23 protein-coding genes are annotated in these 18,459 nt (G+C 35.6%); all 23 read right to left on the bottom strand.

Features of this window, described 5'->3' with window-relative positions:
- Positions 1-32: 32 nt before the first annotated feature.
- A complete protein-coding gene (locus tag IJE13_RS04630; RefSeq protein WP_292777610.1) occupies positions 33-638 on the bottom strand; it encodes an acyltransferase in 606 nt (201 codons plus the stop codon).
- Positions 639-797: 159 nt separating this feature from the next.
- Positions 798-1,109: a hypothetical protein gene (locus tag IJE13_RS04635; RefSeq protein ID WP_292777612.1), complete on the bottom strand. Its 312-nt coding sequence runs from the start codon at positions 1,107-1,109 to the stop codon at positions 798-800.
- 81 nt (positions 1,110-1,190) lie between these two features.
- Positions 1,191-2,354: an ATPase gene (locus IJE13_RS04640; protein WP_292777614.1), complete on the bottom strand. Its 1,164-nt coding sequence runs from the start codon at positions 2,352-2,354 to the stop codon at positions 1,191-1,193.
- Between the two features lie 114 nt (positions 2,355-2,468).
- Positions 2,469-3,887, bottom strand: a complete 1,419-nt coding sequence (gene argH / locus IJE13_RS04645; RefSeq protein WP_292777616.1) for an argininosuccinate lyase — start codon at positions 3,885-3,887, stop codon at positions 2,469-2,471.
- A 217-nt stretch (positions 3,888-4,104) separates the two neighbouring features.
- The gene (locus IJE13_RS04650) at positions 4,105-4,263 is read right to left on the bottom strand and encodes a 30S ribosomal protein S27ae (protein WP_292777618.1); all 159 of its coding nucleotides are present in this window, start codon (positions 4,261-4,263) and stop codon (positions 4,105-4,107) included.
- Positions 4,264-4,289: 26 nt separating this feature from the next.
- Complete coding sequence (locus IJE13_RS04655; RefSeq protein WP_292777620.1) at positions 4,290-4,607, bottom strand: 30S ribosomal protein S24e; 318 nt, start codon at positions 4,605-4,607, stop codon at positions 4,290-4,292.
- A gap of 74 nt (positions 4,608-4,681) precedes the next feature.
- On the bottom strand, positions 4,682-5,185 hold the full coding sequence (locus IJE13_RS04660) for a DUF359 domain-containing protein (protein ID WP_292777622.1): 504 nt from the start codon (positions 5,183-5,185) through the stop codon (positions 4,682-4,684).
- A gap of 229 nt (positions 5,186-5,414) precedes the next feature.
- Complete coding sequence (gene spt4 / locus IJE13_RS04665; protein WP_292777672.1) at positions 5,415-5,591, bottom strand: transcription elongation factor subunit Spt4; 177 nt, start codon at positions 5,589-5,591, stop codon at positions 5,415-5,417.
- A gap of 5 nt (positions 5,592-5,596) precedes the next feature.
- Complete coding sequence (locus tag IJE13_RS04670; RefSeq protein ID WP_292777677.1) at positions 5,597-6,169, bottom strand: DNA-directed RNA polymerase; 573 nt, start codon at positions 6,167-6,169, stop codon at positions 5,597-5,599.
- A 175-nt stretch (positions 6,170-6,344) separates the two neighbouring features.
- Positions 6,345-6,749, bottom strand: a complete 405-nt coding sequence (locus IJE13_RS04675) for a PIN domain-containing protein (protein WP_292777624.1) — start codon at positions 6,747-6,749, stop codon at positions 6,345-6,347.
- Between the two features lie 65 nt (positions 6,750-6,814).
- Positions 6,815-8,038: a translation initiation factor IF-2 subunit gamma gene (locus IJE13_RS04680; RefSeq protein ID WP_292777626.1), complete on the bottom strand. Its 1,224-nt coding sequence runs from the start codon at positions 8,036-8,038 to the stop codon at positions 6,815-6,817.
- A gap of 346 nt (positions 8,039-8,384) precedes the next feature.
- Positions 8,385-8,771, bottom strand: coding sequence for a 30S ribosomal protein S6e (locus IJE13_RS04685; RefSeq protein ID WP_292777628.1), 387 nt, complete (start codon positions 8,769-8,771; stop codon positions 8,385-8,387).
- 127 nt (positions 8,772-8,898) lie between these two features.
- Positions 8,899-10,689, bottom strand: a complete 1,791-nt coding sequence (infB, locus tag IJE13_RS04690; protein ID WP_292777632.1) for a translation initiation factor IF-2 — start codon at positions 10,687-10,689, stop codon at positions 8,899-8,901.
- A 143-nt stretch (positions 10,690-10,832) separates the two neighbouring features.
- Positions 10,833-11,285 (bottom strand): nucleoside-diphosphate kinase, encoded by a 453-nt coding sequence (gene ndk, locus IJE13_RS04695; RefSeq protein ID WP_292777634.1) that lies wholly within the window; start codon positions 11,283-11,285, stop codon positions 10,833-10,835.
- The gene (locus IJE13_RS04700) at positions 11,282-11,443 is read right to left on the bottom strand and encodes a 50S ribosomal protein L24e (protein ID WP_067146875.1); all 162 of its coding nucleotides are present in this window, start codon (positions 11,441-11,443) and stop codon (positions 11,282-11,284) included. Before IJE13_RS04700 ends, ndk begins: the two co-directional genes overlap by 4 nt.
- A 46-nt stretch (positions 11,444-11,489) precedes the next feature.
- A complete protein-coding gene (locus tag IJE13_RS04705; RefSeq protein WP_292777638.1) occupies positions 11,490-11,696 on the bottom strand; it encodes a 30S ribosomal protein S28e in 207 nt (68 codons plus the stop codon).
- Positions 11,697-11,749: 53 nt separating this feature from the next.
- Positions 11,750-12,118: a 50S ribosomal protein L7Ae gene (gene rpl7ae, locus IJE13_RS04710; RefSeq protein WP_292777681.1), complete on the bottom strand. Its 369-nt coding sequence runs from the start codon at positions 12,116-12,118 to the stop codon at positions 11,750-11,752.
- A 632-nt stretch (positions 12,119-12,750) separates the two neighbouring features.
- Positions 12,751-12,948: a histone family protein gene (locus IJE13_RS04715; RefSeq protein ID WP_292777640.1), complete on the bottom strand. Its 198-nt coding sequence runs from the start codon at positions 12,946-12,948 to the stop codon at positions 12,751-12,753.
- Between the two features lie 456 nt (positions 12,949-13,404).
- Positions 13,405-14,601 (bottom strand): threonine synthase, encoded by a 1,197-nt coding sequence (gene thrC, locus IJE13_RS04720; protein WP_292777643.1) that lies wholly within the window; start codon positions 14,599-14,601, stop codon positions 13,405-13,407.
- Between the two features lie 237 nt (positions 14,602-14,838).
- On the bottom strand, positions 14,839-15,540 hold the full coding sequence (locus IJE13_RS04725; protein WP_292777645.1) for a stage II sporulation protein M: 702 nt from the start codon (positions 15,538-15,540) through the stop codon (positions 14,839-14,841).
- Positions 15,541-15,634: 94 nt separating this feature from the next.
- The gene (locus IJE13_RS04730) at positions 15,635-16,726 is read right to left on the bottom strand and encodes a tryptophan--tRNA ligase (RefSeq protein ID WP_292777647.1); all 1,092 of its coding nucleotides are present in this window, start codon (positions 16,724-16,726) and stop codon (positions 15,635-15,637) included.
- A gap of 308 nt (positions 16,727-17,034) precedes the next feature.
- A complete protein-coding gene (endA, locus tag IJE13_RS04735) occupies positions 17,035-17,550 on the bottom strand; it encodes a tRNA-intron lyase (RefSeq protein ID WP_292777649.1) in 516 nt (171 codons plus the stop codon).
- A gap of 113 nt (positions 17,551-17,663) precedes the next feature.
- Positions 17,664-18,371 (bottom strand): metal-dependent transcriptional regulator, encoded by a 708-nt coding sequence (locus IJE13_RS04740; RefSeq protein ID WP_292777651.1) that lies wholly within the window; start codon positions 18,369-18,371, stop codon positions 17,664-17,666.
- Positions 18,372-18,459: the final 88 nt, after the last annotated feature.

Raw genomic sequence — 18,459 nt, forward strand, 5'->3', positions numbered from 1 at the left:
TAAAATAAAATAAAAAAAGTAAAATTCCAAACTTAAATCATGTTTGGAACTCTAAGTGAAGTAGGCAATGGCTTGATCTTAGCCGGAGTACCGATAGCCAAGTAATAAGGAGGAACGCTACGAGTTACAACAGCTCCTGCAGCTACAATAGCTCCTTCACCAACTTCAATGTTTGAAAGGAATGTTGTATTTCCACCAACGGAACATCCTTTTCTAAGCTGCGGACCTTTCAAGTCATATTCAACTCTGACAGGATATCTGTCATTGGTAAAGCAGGCACAAGGGCCAATGAAGACATTATCCTCTATTATACTGTTTCTTGGAATGTACACATTGGATTGGATGCTTACATTGTTTCCAATCTCACATCCACCTTCAATGACAGTGTTAGTGCCTATCAATACATCATTTCCGATTTTAGTATGATCTCTTACAACAACATTATGTCCAGTTTTAAAGTCGTCCCCAATGATCACATCATTGTAAATGACAGTATTTGATCTTAGCAAGATGTTTTTGCCTAATACAGGCTCCTTACTAAATCTTTTATAATTAACTCCTAATTTGATTCCTTCCCTGATTAATCTAGGGTCTTTAGAGTCATTACCGTTTCCACGTAAATTTAAAAAACTAGGCATAATATCACCTCTTTTTGAAAAGTTAAATGAACTTAAAATTCTTACAATCTATATATTCAAATTATAGTATGTTTAATAAAGTATATAAAATATATTGATTTAGATGAAAATTTTTTTAAAATATTATAAATTATATTAAAATGAAACTTTTTAAGGATATTATAGATTCAATTCCCTTAATTTCCTATCCAATTCCTCTTCAGTGAGTTCATCTTCCTCTTCGATTTCCATCTCTTCATCCAGTATTTCATCTTCACCGGACATGATCTGTTGAGCACGGATGTTCTCCTCTTCAAGGTACTTTTCCTTATTCTCTTCCCAATCGGCCTTGATTTCTGCAATCAAATCATCATCAGCCTCAATTATCGGGCCGGTATAAGAGCAATCCTTACATTCCCATTTTGACCAGACCTGAGGAATTATCCAATCGACATTGCTTGAACCGCAACGAGGACATACATTTCTTTTCATCATATCACCAAAATATTTTTTAATTATTTTCTTTAATCATAATTTTTTTTAATCAGAAAAAGTTTTTCCTTATAAATCTATTTAATCAGTCTTATAGAAACTCCAAATCAAGTCCAATGCCTCACCAGGTTCCAATACACCTGAACGGGTTTCCCTTAAAATTCTCTGAATTGAGTACTTTTTCATATGAGGAAACTTCTTATGAACTTCATACAACAAAGGACATCCGAATCCTTTAAACTTGCTTAAATTATAATGGCTAGTCAATGATTTGTTCTCTAATTTTGATACGGATAATGCAGCAGGTAAGTTGAGTCTAATAATCTTATTTTTTTCAATCTCCTTATCTACATTACTTATCTCATTTTCATTGTTTTCATCAATATTCTGGAAATCATTATCCAAATCTATAAATTGTTCGGTTATGCATTGACTTCCAGTAGCCAACATATCACCAAAGATTACAATAGGAACATCATTTTCTATAGCATACTTATATACAGTCTCTTCAATGATTTTCGAACATCTGCCGCAAGGGTGGAATCTGCCAGTGAATGACTCTTCAACCAATTCTGTATAATCCACTTCAATATACTCATGGGGAACATCCAAATCGCTTACCAATTTGTCAATATTATATCTGAATTGGTTTGGCAGGACAATTGTTCCAGGGTCTACTGTAATTGCTATCGGATTGAATCCCAATCTCTTTGCCAAGATAAGTGAAAAGCTGCTGTCTGTTCCACCGGACAATGCCACAATGGCCACTGGCCTTTCTGATTCAAAGTAATCATATGGGCTTTCATCCAAATCCTTGAAGTATTTATGGAAATTGAAGGAATACAAATTGTCCAATTTTATCTTTAAAATATCTATTAGATTATTCAATGCTAAAAAGGAGCCATAATTCAATTTATCCTCAACATCAATCTCATTGAAATTCTCCTTTACGAATGAATTAAGCTTATTCAATGAAAGCTCCATCCTATATTCCTTTTGGAGGAAATCGCTGTAACTTTCAACATGAATGCTATTTATTTCTAGCTCTTCTCTAAGCCTTCCAACAACCCATCCTCCCTTTCCGATGATTGCTGATTTGTCCGGACGGTCATTGGTGATTATCCACATCTCATTATCTTCCTTATCAAAAAGAACATCCTTAATGTCTATATTAACCTTTTCATGACCTATTTCTTCTCTGATTCGATTAATATGATTTAGAAGAGCTGTCTTATCATAAACCATTCTAACACCAATAATAAGTTAAATAAATAGATTATTTTAATAATTAATCTTGCTTGATTTTAACAATAGTTATAAAAATATTTAAAAAAATAAAATGAATAAAATGAAAAACAATCAGATTCCCTGTTTTTCAAATTCATTGTCTAAAAATATGTTCATATTGTCAATTGCCAATTGAACCATCTCAGGTGAAGGTCCTCCAGGAACGTTTCTGATCTTAACGTTTTCAATCGGATTCAATGCATTGTGAATCAATTCATCATCAAGATCTAATTTTTCAAATCCAAGCTCTTCTGCCACATTGTCCACATATGCACCATCTATTTCACTTGGATTTAGTCCTTCTGCAACAGCTTCATTCACTATTCTGCCTACAATCTTATGGGCTGTCCTGAATGGTATCTTTCTTTCCCTTACCATGATGTCAGCCAAATCGGTAGCTGTAGCGAAGTTAGCACCTGCAAGCTCCAGACATCTTTCAGTGTTGAAGGTTACTGTTAGGAGCATATGATTTACTATTTTTAAGGTATCATAGGCCACATCACAAGCATTCCATAAGTGAGGGGTGATCTCCTGTAAGTCTCTGTTGTAGGTGTATGGAATGGCTTTCAATATTGTTAGGATAGTAATAAGTTCACCATTCACAATTGCACATTTGGACCTTGCAACCTCTGCAACATCTGGATTCTTCTTTTGAGGCATGATAGATGAGGTTGATGAGTATTCGTCAGCCATTGAGACTATTCCGAACTCATAAGTGCTCCAGAGAACCAGTTCCTCACATATCTTTGACAAGGTTGTGCAAAGCGCACTGAGGTCAAATACAGTCTCTGCAATGTGGTCTCTTGAAGATACACCATCCATGGAGTTTTCAAGATAATCGTCAAATCCTAAAAGTTGAGTTGTGAGCTCCCTGTCAATTGGAAAACTTGTAGTTGCCATTGCAGCTGAACCTAACGGGTTTAGATTGACTCTCTTATAGGTATCGTCCAATCTTTGGTAATCCCTTTTCAAGGCTTGTGCATGTGCCATCAGGTGATGGGCCAATGTTACAGGTTGGGCATGCTGCAAGTGAGTGTAACCGATCATGACAGTTTCCTTATGTTCCCTTGCAAGTTCAAGGATTCCTTCAATGAATTCAAGGATTGCTATTTGGATTTCTGTGATTCTGTCTCTGAGCAGCAATCTAATGTCAGTAGCCACCTGATCGTTTCTGCTCTTTGCAGTGTGCATGAATCCCGCTTCAGGACCAACAAGCTTGGTCACATAGTTTTCTACAGCCATATGGACGTCTTCAACTGAATGGTCGAATTCAAGTGCGTCAAAGCCTTCACCCTCAAGCTTGTCCAATGCATCAAGAATCTTATCTGCTATTTCCCCATCAATGATCCCTTGAGCCTTAAGCATTGAGGTATGAGCGTAATTGCATTGAATGTCTGCATCAAAGATAAATCTGTCGAATTCCAATGAAGAGGTGTATACTGCAGCTTCATCGGTCATTTCCTTTTCAAGTCTTCCAGTTCTAATTTTCAATGATATCAACTCGAATAAATTTTAATAAGTAATCTAATAATTTTTAAAACAATTCATTTAATTAGTTATATATTATTAAATTTTATTCTTAATAATTTATATAAATATCTAAAAAATAGAAAAATTTGTTAAAGAAATAGGTAAAAATTAGTAAAAAATAGTTTAAAATAAAGTTAAAGTAAAAATAAATAAAAAAAGAGAAAATTAAAGAATAAATCTATTCTTTAGCTTTCATTTCAGTGTATCCGCATTTACCACAAGCGAATCTGTCACCGTGGTCAGCCATGAATACACCTTCACCGCAACGAGGGCAGAAAGGATTTTTCCTTACGATCTTGTCTCCTTCTACAGTATATAAATCTTTTTTATCAGGCATATCAATCTCCTCCTAAGTCATTCCATCTATTCTTCCGCTTCATCTTCTTCTTCAGCAGGAGGTTCTGGTTCTTTGTTCTTTTCAATGACACTTGCTTTTTCCACATCTAATAAAGATGATTCTCTGCCATATACCTTAGCATAACCTTCAGCTTTAGGTTCACCGTATTTTGGTTGGATGTTGTCTACAACAATGCATTCCTTTTTGGTGTCAAGTAAAGCGACTAATTTGCTTTTGACATCTAAAAGTGCAGGAGTTGGTTCTCCTTCGTATGAAACATAAAATTTAACTTCAGTTCTATCGAATAAAACGTTTTCTTTCTTTTCAAAAATTTCAATTTCCATTATAAAACCTCTTTTTCGGTTTTGAATTTAATTTAATTAAACAAAATTTAATATGAATTGCAAAACTATCTTACTTAAACTATTTTTATGAAATAAGTCATAAGTTTAGTAGCTTTGTCCTTTCCTTCAGAAACATTCACAAAGACCACTCCCTCATTAGGCTGGCCATATAATATGACAGCATCTTCAGGCGCAATCAATAGGCATGGAAGAACTGCAAGATCCTCTTCCCCCTTAACTACAATGATACGATTTTCACTATCTTCTAAAGTCAAGGAAATAGCTTGCTCTATGGTTTCCCATAGATTTTCAGTAATTGTACCTGCAGGATTGTCTGCATTCAGAATGTTTTCTGTACGAATGATATCATAATCATGATCTTTACGTTGAATACGATTGTCTATGATTCCCAAATCAGGAACCAAATCGTTATCAAGAAGATTTTTAGTTGTCTGATCACCAACAGAGATTAAGAAATCAGCTTCTTTAATCATAGGAATTGCATCTTCAAAATCAGCATACAATTCACCTAATGGCTTTTTGAATTCACCAATTAAATCTTCATTTAATTTAAACAAGTTTTAACCTCTGTCAATAAATCTCAAATAATAATATTTTAATTAAATATTCTAATAAAAATTAGTAAAATATATAGTAAAATAATTATTATACTTTATTATTTATCTAATTCAAGATATATAAAGTTTGGCATAGAATTAGTTTAAAAAAAGAATAAATTGATTAATAAAATGAAAAAATAAGAAAAAATAGATAAAATAGAAAAAAATAGAAAAGTGAGAAATAATTCTATCTTACTCTTAATGCGTACTCGCCAGCTTTGGTGATTCCCAATTCACGAGCCACATCAGACTCTTCAGGATTGGTCACAATCAAAAGCCCGCTCCAATTGGAGGAAGTAGGGTTTTTGCATTCAGGGCATTGTTCCTTTTCAGTGAGCAAACTGCAGTGTGTACAAGCTTTCAATACCATTATTCTTCCACCTTAGCCATGGCTTTTTCTGCTGCCTTGTTCTTTTCCGCACGGATCCATTCGAATTTACCTAAGTTAGGCTGTCTCATTGTAAGGCCGATTTTGGATTCCTTAATGGATTTGCCCTTAAGACTTAAGGTAACTATTCTTGCTCTGATCCTGTCTCCTTCAGTCAAGACCTTTTTGGATTCGTTTCCTAAAAGGGATGCATTCTTAGGATCGTAATTAATGTAGTCATCAGTCACTTGGGACACATGGACAAGACCTTCCATAGGTCCGATTCTTACAAATGCACCGAATTCGGTAATGTCAGTCACTTCACCTTCAACAATTTCCTGCTGTTCAGGCTTGAAGAAAACCGCATTGAATACGACATTGTGATAAGCAGCGCCATCTCCCATAATGAGCACTCCTTCACCGATTTCCTCAATGCTGAAAGCACCGATCATCAAACCTAAGTTCTTGTCAAGCTGACCGATGTACTCTTCATTTAAAGTTTCAATAGCTACATCTTCAAGAGGTTCGTCAAATCTGTAAGGTGGAATTCTTACAGTTCCCTCAATAGTTGTCATGTAATACAAAATAATCCCTCGTTTTTAAGTGAAATTTAAATTTTAAATAATTTGTAATAAATCTAATTTTTAAATGCTTTTAATAATTTTTTTTAGTAAATATGAATATCAATTAAGAATATAATAATAAAACTATTTAAAGTTAATTAAAATACAATTAACAATAAACCAAGCGTTAAGCCAGATAACCTTCAACCGCCAGATATTTCCTTTGCCTTAGGATGACCACTGGGATTCCTTCCTTTTTGGCCTTCTTTCTTAAGTTGGCATCATTTGTCGCCAATACATTGGACACTCTAATCAATGCGTCATCCACTGATTCACCATCTTCTAAAGGAATGTTCCTAATTTCAATATCATCGGACTGTGCGATTCTCAAGCCTAATCCTGCAGCCATCCTGACCTTGCCTTTGCTGTTATTCTTAAGCCCTTTTAGCTCATTGATGACAAAATCAGTTGTTACCAACTTATAATTAGGCAGAATCCTTTTGAATTCCTCAAGAATATCCACATTGAATTGAAAAGGAATCATGAAAAAGTTAGTATCAATGAATACCTCTCTTTTATCTCCAGATTCCATGTTATCACGTTAACAATAATTAATAGAACCAATCTTGGAAAAGTCCAATAATCAAAGTTTTGAAATCATTGGATAATACCAAATCCAATCAATCTCCAACGTGCACCTACCCTACGGGATAAAGCGACTCTGTCTCCCTTATCTGCACATACAGGCAATTTCAAGGCGACACTTACGTTTTTCTTAACCTTGGTAACGACACCAATGGTGGTGGTTGTACCACAGTTAATCATTAAAGGCTCTTTGATTTTAATCGGATCCACTTTTCTTTCATCCTTAGTTCCTACAACACGGTCCAAAAGCTCGGTTTTCATGTCAAAGCTATGCAATACTTCAGGCAAAGTGCCTTCAGCACCAGCGACGGAACCGGATAATGAATCTGCCTTGGTGAGTGCAGGGTCCAATTTGGTAGCAACACCGATAAGTCCTCCAGGACCTACCTCTTCAACAGCCTCTCCGCCAGCTTCAAGGCCAATGATTTCAGAAGTCAAGCTGATCCATTTGTTCTGCTTGCTTTCCTTGATATTGATTCCAGGCCGGATTTCAATGATGTCCCCTAATTTAAGGGTACCTTGAACTAAGCTTCCGCCGATTACTCCACCCTTGATCTTCTTAGGATGGGAACCAGGCTTGTTGATATCAAAAGACCTTGCCACATGCATTCTGGCAGGTTTGTCAAGTTCCTTTTCCGGTGTGACGATAACATCATTTATTGCTTTGATTAGAATATCGATATTTGCTCCTTGCTGAGCGGAAACTGGAATGATTGGAGCATCTTCAGCACAGGTGCCCTTTACGAATTCCTTGATCTCCTTGTAGCTCTCGACAGCCCTTTCTCTAGGAACGATATCCACTTTATTCTGAACTACAACTACATCCTTAACACCGATGACGTCAAGTGCCATCAAGTGCTCTTTGGTTTGTGGCTGTGGACATTCCTCGTTAGCTGCAATAACCAAAACTGCACCATCCATAATGGCTGCACCGGACAGCATTGTTGCCATCAAGGTCTCGTGTCCTGGAGCATCCACAAATGATACCTTTCTAATTACTTCAGTTTCACTTCCGCAATGTTCACAGACATCCTTGGTAGTGTAACATAAAGGCTCTTCACATTTAGGACATTTTCTAAATTCAATGTCTGCATATCCTAAACGGATTGAGATACCTCTTTTTGTTTCCTCACTGTGAGTATCAGTCCATACACCAGATAATGCTTTGGTAAGTGTTGTTTTTCCGTGATCGACATGGCCCACAAGTCCTATGTTAACATCAGATTGTACTTTCACAGATTACACCTTTAATTTTTTTAAGTAAATAATTTGAATTGAATAATAAACATAAATGATTATTAATTAATATTAAGTATAAATTCGAATGAATGAAATTTATAATTAATATTGAATTATACGTATGAATAATGCTTGTTTTTTAAATTGAAATCATATTTATAATTCAATATTAATATAAACATGATTTAATGCTTTAAATTGAAATAATAAAATATAATATAAATTTATAATTAAAAATCCAAACAAATTCTAAATGAATTCCAATGAATAATGAAAAATAATAATGAAAAATAATAATGAAAATAAATTTCATTATAAATTTCAAAATCATTTTGTTATCTGATTATTCTTCTGCTTCCTCTTCTTCAGGATTTAAGATATCAGATATGGATTTGCTACCTGCTTTGGTAACAATGGTATTGATCAAAACAATGTCTTCAGAGATAGTGTTTCCTCTTACGGTTTTTCTCCTTTTAACACCATCACCTTTAGGTCTGTAGCCTACTCCACCGGTTAAAAGACTTTTGATTCTTCTAGGACCATCGACGTCCTTTTTCATAGCGAATCCGTTTTTGTCACTACCACCAGTGATCTTTAAAGTGTAGCCATCTAAACCAACGATTTGACCATCGAATTCCTCTCCGATTTTTAAACCGTTTAATTGTTTTGCATTATCAACTTCCAATTGATAACTTAATTCTTTTTCAGATACAACAATTTTAAATGCCAATAAAATTCCTCCTTTCGTTTTTCGGAATTTAATTTCCCTAATCTCTAGATTTATTCTATAATCTTGAATATGTGAAATAATTATGAAATCATAACTTATTATTGTTTAATCAATCATTTATGAACAATTAATATTCGAAAAGACCGAATTTACCCCAATCCTTATCCTTTCTGCGTTTTATCTCAAGGATTTCATCAAGGGCTAAGAATTCGTCCTCATTCAATTTGTCCTTAAACTCCCTTTCCAGGATCTTATAATGCTTTTCAGGAATGTCCACATATAATGTGTCCCCTTCCTCAAAGTCCTTGCCTGCCACAGCATCATTTATCGCCATGGCAACCCTTTGACCTCTGGAAATTGCAGTCAATGTCTCACCCTTATCTTCCATACTGGCAATGGTGCCTACATAATCCCCATTTGCATTCATTAAGGCATAACCTTGCTTAACGGTTCCGGCTTCAACTTCAATACCGCAAATGGCAGGTTTGCTTTGCCTGAATATCAATTTCGGAAGGATCATGAACTTGGCCGGTTTGATGATTGCATCAAGCCATTGCTTTTTCTGAGCCTCTTTTCTCTCTAGAACCCAAGCTTCATAATCTTCGGTGATCTGATATATCACATCACCCTGGAAGAGCTTGACACCTGAATTATTCAAATCGTCAAGGGCCTTAGGATGCACTTTCACATTGAATGCAATGATTACACCATGCTCGATGTTCTCATCCTTTGCAATGGATGCGTCAATCACATCCCTCTTGTTCACATCACCGATTTCTGCAGATCTGATTGGAATGTCCATTTCCTTAAGCAAATGAACAACCGCTTCAAGTGAACCTAAAGTGTCTGCCTTAACGAAGAGTCCTTCATCATCAGTATCGACAGTGATGTCCTCCAATTCCTGCATCAATTCCGCTTCAACATCCTCATCCTCGTTCAATACCCTAAGAGGGGAACCTGAAACGACATCATCAAGATTTGGAGCGGCTATCTTGATACCTGCTGCGGCAACAACCTCATCGACCTTCTTGAATTTCTTCTTGGAATCCCTCATCTCTTCTAGAGGAAGAGGCCTTAGGATAGATCTGATTTTGGTCTTAACAACATTGTTTGAGTCCATCAATGCGATTTCATCACCATCACGAAGCACACCATCATAGATGATGCTGTCAACAGTGACTCCAAGACCAGTCTCTTCCTTGACTTCCAAGACGGTTCCCTTGGCGGGTGCATCCTCATGGATTTCAAGCTGTTCTGTCAGGTATTCCTGAGCAAGACCAAGCAACATGGCAATGAGCTCAATGATACCTTCACCGGATTTCGCACAGATTGGAATGATTGTAATCTGGCTTGCAAAATCAGTCACTCTGTCAAACCTTTCAGATTGGAATCCTTCCTCATGCAATTTTCCAATGAGCTCATAGACCTTCAAATCCAAGTCGGTCTGCACTCTTGGAGCTTGCTGTCTGAAACTTTCCATAAAGGAAGCCCCTTCATGAATGTCCCATCCGAAGATCCTGTCGATCTTGTTTGCCACAACAATGAATGGAGTCTTATACATCTTCAGGATATTGATTGCCTCATAGGTCTGAGGCTTGAAGCCTTCATTGATGTCGACAATCAGAATAGCCAAATCCGCTAAGGCTCCACCACGCTTACGAAGTGATGTGAATGCAGCATGCCCTGGAGTATCTACAAAAAATAATCCTGGAATTGTATCCTTGATTGATAACCTTGCTATAAAATCGCCGCAAATTTCATTTATTGTATCGATTGGGATTTCAGTAGCACCGATATGTTGGGTAATTCCACCGGCTTCCCTATCAGCTACAGTACTTCCTCTGATATAATCCAATAATGTGGTCTTACCATGGTCTACATGACCTAAAACAGATACAATTGGGGATCTAATCTTCATATTCACTCCACTCACAATTTAATAATTCTACAAATAATCAGTGAGTACACAACTCACAATTTAATAATTCAATAAATCTAAACAATAATAATTTTAATTCAAATAAAGCTAAACATAGCTAACGATTATAGACAGTAACGAGTCTATTCGTAAATCCAAGCGTTATCAGACATAGAATAATCGCAAATTTCGTCTTCGTCGAAGAACAAAGCAATTTCTCTTTTTGCAGATTCAGGTGCGTCGGATGCGTGGATGATGTTTCTTCCAGTGTCCATACCGAAATCTCCTCTAATGGTTCCTACATCTGCTTCCTTAGGATTGGTTGCTCCTACCATTTTTCTGATTACGGAAATAGCATCATCTCCTTCAATAACCATGGTTAAAGCTGGAGCGGAAGTGATGTATTCCACTAAACCGTTGAAGAATGGTTTTTCAGCGTGTTCTCCGTAATGTTCCTTTGCTAAGTCCACATCGATTTGTCTTAATTTCATAGCGACAATCTTGAGGCCTTTAGCTTCAAAACGGCTTAATACTTGACCCATTAAACGTCTAGATACCGCATCAGGTTTCATCATAACAAAGCTTCTTTCAATCATTGTTTAACCCATTTTACTTTTCTTGGAACTCTGCCAAGCTTAATCATATTCTTTTCACATTTACTACTACAGAAGAAATAGATGGAACCATCTTTCTTTACGTACATCTTACCGGTACCCTCTTCTATTTCTTTACCACAGAATGAACAAGTTCTCATGTTAAAACACCTTCTTTAAATAGATAAGCCTAATAACCCAAGGTTATTAAGGAGTTCTAATCTCCTTAGCTTCTCTGATTGTGTCGAGTAACATTAAAATATCGCCTTCACGTACAGGGCCCATGATATTTCTTGTTAAAATTCTTCCTTTGTCTCTTCCATCGAGAATTCTGCATTTTACTTGCATGATCTCTCCAGTCATACCAGTTCTGTTTAGAACTTCAATAACTTCTGCTGGACTTCCTTCTTCCATATTATCACCTATAAGTTATAGTGAAGATAATCTAATCTTCTAAGGCGCAATACTTATTCTTTAAGTTCTGCAACTTTTTCAACAACTTCTGCTACTAAGTCAGCAGCATCTCCAGCATCTACAATACAAGCGGAAGCAGTTCCAACACTTAAACCAGCAGCTGCACCAACTTTGTCTTTGGTAGCTAAGTATACGTAAGGAATTTCTTTTTCTTCAGCGAGAACAGGAATGTGAGCAACGATTTCAGCAGGATCCACATCTTCAGCGATAACGACTAAAGCTGCGTTTCCTCTTTCGATGAATTTGGTTACTTCGTTAGTTCCTTTTGCTACTTTACCAGTATTTTGTGCTACTTCTAAAGCTTCTTCTGCTTTGTTAGCGATTTCTTCAGGTGTGTCAAATTTTACATAAATGTTTGCCATATAATTTACCTCCTTTTTCATCTGGCTTTTGCCATCCATCGGCAAAATAATCACTATAAAAATCAGCAAAATAATCAAATATTGAAATAGATTATAATCAATTGAAATAATTCAAATATTTATTGACTATAAAAAAAACTTTTTAAAAATGATATATAAGATTAAATCTATTGAAATCTTATTATAATATCATGATAAAAAGTCAGCGGATAAGCTGCAAAATATTCAATTATAATTACAGATTTAAGTTTTAATCTATAACTCTAAATATTATATCCATATCACTAAATAATAAAGCCTGAAATAAAAGTAAAAAGTTTTTATTCCAGTTTAATATTTTCAATGAATATTATTAGTTTAAGTAAAATCAGCTAATAATATAAAATTTTTCAATTTAGTATTAATGAAATAAATTCTAGAGAACTAGACATAGTATAATATATTAATTATAGTATATAAATGTTATTAGAAAAATAGCTTCAAAAAAGGAAAAATATTCCATTTTTAGAAAATGGGAATAATTTCCGAATACTAAAAAAATAAAAAAAGAGTTCGTATAAAGACAATAAGAAAAAGACAAAAGAGAATACTTAAATCTGATTCTTTAAAGTGAAAATATCAAGTCAGCAAAATTATTTGATCGCTAATTTAATGTCTTCAGCTTTTACAGTTTTTCTACCTGCGTGGCGTGCGAAGTTAACTGCTTTTTGAGCAATTTCGTTTCCGTATTCTTCGATTGCTTCAGCTAATTCAGCTTTAGCTGCATCAGCCACTCTTTCAGCACCATTATTTTTTAATATTCTTCCGATAGGAGCGATTGGTAATTCCATATTTAACACCTCAAATTTTTATAATAATAATTGTATATTTCTTAATATATAAATATATCGATAAGAATGCTTAAAATTTAAAATCATTTATTCATTACTATTAATAATTTATAAAAAATATCCATAAGTTTTAAAATCAAATCTTAACAAAAAATATAAAAAAAATCAAAAATTCATTAAAAAATATTATACCAAATCGAAAAACAATAAAAAATATTGAAAAAATCAAAAAAATAAAAGAAAAATAAAATAATAATCAAAAAATATAAATTTTAAAAGGAGTTAAAAATTTGAAAAATTAATAAAAAAATTAAGAAAAATAATAAAAAATATTTGGAAATATTGAAAAAATAGACTTGAAAAAATAATGAAAATTTTAAAAATAGAAAAAACAAGACAAAAAATGAAAATTAATTAAAATAGATTAAAAAAATAAAAAAAGAAAAAATAGAAAATTTACTTCTTAAGTAAAATTTCCTTGATCTTATCAATGTCTGCATCCACTTGGACAGGGTCCACACAAGCGTCAATAGCTGTGTTAGGATCTTTCAACAAGTGTCCGGTTACAACACAGACAACTCTTTCTCCCTTGTCGACATCCCCTTGCTCGACTAATTTCTTAAGACCTGCAATGGATGCTGCAGAAGCAGGTTCCACACCTACACCTTCAGTTCTTGCAAGCAATTTTTGAGCGTCAAGGATTTCTTCGTCTGTTACGGTTTCAGCCAAACCATTAGAATCGTAAATTGCTCTTAATGCCTTGACAGCACTTACAGGAGCACCGATACGGATTGCAGTTGCAATGGTTTCAGGGTTTTCCACAGGAGTCATTTCCATGGTCTTGTCCCTGAATGCGTTTGCAATAGGGCAAGCCCCTTCCGCTTGGATACCGGTCATCATTGGAACGTCATCCATGAATCCCGCATTGTGGAATTCGGTGATTCCCTTCCAGATGGCTGAAATGTTTCCTGCATTACCTACAGGCAACACAATCCTGTCAGGAGATTCCCATCCCAAATCATGGACAATCTCATAACCGATGGTCTTTTGTCCTTCCAATCTGAATGGGTTGATTGAATTCAATAAGTATAAATGCTTTTCACGGGCAAGTTGGGTCATTGCTTCCAATGCCTCATCAAAGTTGCCGTTTATTGAGAACACTTCCGCACCATGGAACATTGCCTGTGCCAACTTACCGAGAGCAACCTTACCTACCGGAAGGAATACTGCACATCTGAGTCCTGCTCTTGCAGCATAAGCCGCAAGGGAAGCGGAGGTATTACCTGTGGAAGCGCAACCTACAGTATCCACACCAAGCATCATTGCCTTGGTCATACCGATGGTCATTCCCCTGTCCTTGAAACTGCCGGTAGGGTTTGATCCTTCCACCTTAACATAAAGGTCTATTCCTAATTCCTTGCCTAATTTCTCACATCTGCAGAATGGAGTTCCACCTTCATCCAAGGAGACCCTTTTATCCGCATCGACAGGCAAGCATTCCTTATATTTCCATAAGTTATCTCTTCTGCCTTCAAAAGTGGATTTTGGAACGTCAACTTCCACTACAGCTTCCAAGACAGATCCGCATTTCCTACAGTTGTAGATAACTTCATCATCTTCGTACTCTTCTCCACAAGACACACATCTAATCATTTTATCACATTAAACTTTTTTGATGAAATAATAATTCTAATAGTTTTAAATGCTTTTGTAGTTGAAAAAACATTAAAAATTGGTCAAATTAATTATAAATTTTAGAAAAAATCAGATTATAATTAATATACATCATATAATTATAGTCATTATACTATAAAAACTTATTTTAAGATTTATCGATTAAGTATAAGATTTTATAAAAAATAGAAATTGATGAAAAAAATAAAAATATTTTTAAATTAGGCTGAAGCCAAATATTGAAAATAACCAATTTGAAAGAGGCACGGTTATATTCGCTTCAATGACTGCAGCAATGGCTAAAAGAACAACAGCCCAACATAGCATTATGAAGGACTCCTTTATCTTATTCTGGTTCTTTCTGAATGCAGCTTGGAACCTTTGCTTCGGACTTATTTCCACATTTGAGAAATACGGATCGAATATGTCCAGATAGGAAAGGTCTGGGGACTTCAGATTCCATATGAAATGAAGTATGAATGAAAGCAATACAAAACCTCCTGTTGTAGCGATAATGATTGCAGGAAGTTCAAATATTCCATGAGGAACTGTCAAAGCCAAATAGGCATAGATGTTGAAGTCCGCACCATAAAATCCGATGAACATACCATTGTTTGCCAAAAGAACAGCCCCTAAAACTCCGCCAAGAGCTGCAAGGGCATATAATATGATGGCTACAGTCACATTATTGGTGAATAACGAATGGGTTGTCAAGGTTATTGTGCCCTCTTCCACCTGCTGTTCAAAGGCATCCACCATAGGCTTGATGTATTCGCTAATCTGATCAGCACAGAAATATCCTATGAGAAGTGGAATCACAAAGAGCAGGACTGAAAGCAATAAAAGCCTCTTGTTATTTGAAAAGGCCAGTTTGGTCTCATCCTTAACTATTTCGAGATAATATTTAATATCCGCCATAAAATCATCCATAGATAAAACTAAAATATTTAACTGGAATTTTAATAAATTCCATCAAAACAACAATTATTTTTAATACTTTAAATCAATTCAATTAGTCGAATAAGGATTCTGCAATCTCTAAGGACTCTTCCTGTTTCACCTTCAAGTCTTCGAAGAAGTCCTTCATGAGCTCTGCAGTATGAACCTTGCAGTGACCGCACATGAGCTCTCCGTTCACACATTCCTCACGAATCCTTTCAAGCTCCTTGTCATCGTCAACCAAATGATATACAAGCATCTCATAGATAACACATTCATCAGGCCTTCCGCCTAATTCCTTCTGCTCATCAAGGGTTTCCCTACCTCCGGTCTTGGAGGATTTGACCTTTTTCTCAGCCTGTTTTGGAGTCTCATTCAAGTAGATTGCTGTATTAGGCTTGCTGCTTGACATCTTATCTCCGGTAAGCCCTGTGAGGAACCTATGATAAGTGGAAGCAGGAGCCAGGAATCCATACTCTTCATTCATTTTAGCAGCAATGTCTCTGGTCAGCCTTAAGTGAGGGTCCTGGTCAACACCTACAGGAACAACCACCTGCTTTGGTCCGCCATACTCTTCGGTCTGTGGAAGCAAGATGTCAGCCACCTGCACCAAAGGAACATATAGATGAGCAATGTTTGTGCTTTCATTGAAGCCGTAGATTGCATGCATATTATTGAAGTTGACCCTTTTGGCAAGCTTGAATGTCAAGTCATTCAATGTCTTGTTCTGGGACTGGAGATAGACATTCACATTATCATCAGTCAAGTCAAGGCCCAAAGCGATGTAATTTGCCAAATATTCATTGACAGCAATTTCCTTTGCCTGTTCAAAGCTGATTCCTCTTGCGGCATAGGATTCCATATCCGCTATTGACAATGATATGGAAGCTCCCTTTTCAAAATACCATTTCAATTGGTCGATGACCATCTTGTGGCCGATATGCATCTGACCGCTTGGCATCATGCCTGTCATTACTGCAAAGTCCTTCTTGCCATTTATGAGCGGCACAAGCTTATCAAAGTCCCTATGGCCGAAAATCACTCCTCTTTTCATCAATCTTGCAGGATCCTCGATTTGGCCTACAAGCTCGGAAAAGGCTTTTATGCCGAACTGATTAACTAATTTATCATAATCTACTATAGATGAGCCCCATGGATCAATCAAAAAATCACCTTGAATATAATATCTCTATTTAAATTGAATAATCGAATAATAATTAATATGTTTTTATTTATAAGTGCTTAAATAATTATAGGTATTTTTAATTAAAATCATATAAATTTTTTTAGCAAAAATTCATGAATTTTTACCATACAACTTTAACTATGCAATTCTATTAATTAAATATGATTTACAAGTTTATAAAAATAACTAATTGAAAAATAAAAAAATTGAGAAAATTAACATATTATCACTACAAAAAAGTGAAAAAGTTTTGGTCAAGGTTTTTGGCCGAAGGCCAAAAAGCTTGGTTAAGGTCTTGTCCACTCTATATTGTAATAAGTGACATCCAAATCATCATCGACCACTGCAAGCAAGAGTTTCTTGTTTACACCGTGAGAGACTCTCACATAGCTTGCAAAGTCCAATACGTTCACTTCATTCTTTTCATAGAGCACCTTCACCAGGAAATCAGAGTGGGCTTGACCCGGACCAGTGCCCCTTTCATAAAGCCTGAATTCGGATCCGTACTTAAATCCGGTCTTGATTATGTATCCTCTGTTTTTCAAATCCCTGTAAACAAGGTATTTGCCATAGATCTCCTCATCCTTAATCAAATCGATGATGTGATTCAATTCACACTTTTCATCATTCTCATAAATGTCCAAACGTCCGCTTTCCATCAGATAGCAAGCTTCGATGATGGACAGCTCCAGACAATCCTCGGACAGCTTACCGAACTGGCTTTTCTGATTAAGGGAAATGGCCCTTTGATTGCCTTCCTCAATCTTTACGGTTACAATACCTTCACATAAATCTCCGCGCATCAAAACACCTAAATAAAAATCCATAATAATTGAAATGAAATAAATAATTAAATTAATAAAAAAAGCTTAAAAAAATAAAAAGGAATATGAAACAATTCCATGCATTGATTCGATTATAATGTCTTGACAAATATGTTGTTTGCCAAATCCTTTGAAACCTCAATAATGGAGTCTTCTAAAAATACATTATAATTGGAACCGATGGAATCGGATATTCTGACTTTAGACCCTATGTTGATTCCAAGATTCATTGCATCAGACAAGGAATCGTCACCGCCACGTATGAAGAGCACTTCCCCTTCATCTCCAGAGGAAAGCTGGGAAATGGACAACAGATTGAATTCCCTGATACCGATGTCTTCAATATCGCTATGGTCATTCTTGCAATCGTCACAGCTGGTGAAATCAAAATCGCATGCAGGAATCAAATGGTCGTCAGGACAGGTGTCCGGATGTTCTAGCATATGGCAAATGGCTCTTTCAGCCTCATCGGATAGGGAATGCTCCATTTCACAGGCCTGATGATGAAGGTTTTCATCCTTGATCTTCAATACGTCCTTAAGGAATCTTTCAAGAATCCTGTGTTTTCTGGTTATCTTTTGAGCTATTTTGCTTCCCTCTTCAGTCAATGAAGCACCTTTATATGGAACATAATCGATATAGCCGATATCTTCGAGTTTCTTAAGCATTTGAGTTACACTACCTGGCGCGATGCCTAACTCCTTTGAGATGGTTGTTGTAGACACGTATGAATCCTTACTTCCAAACTTGTAAAGAACTTCCAAATACTCTTCAATGTTTTCACTGATTTCCTTAGCCATGTAGAACCTCCACTGTCTATTTGATTTAATCTTATTCTTAAGATTAATTAAACGAATTTTTAAAGTTAAAAATTACTTAATTGCTAAA

The organism is Methanobrevibacter sp. (assembly GCF_017410345.1).
Classification (GTDB): Archaea; Methanobacteriota; Methanobacteria; order Methanobacteriales; family Methanobacteriaceae; genus Methanobrevibacter.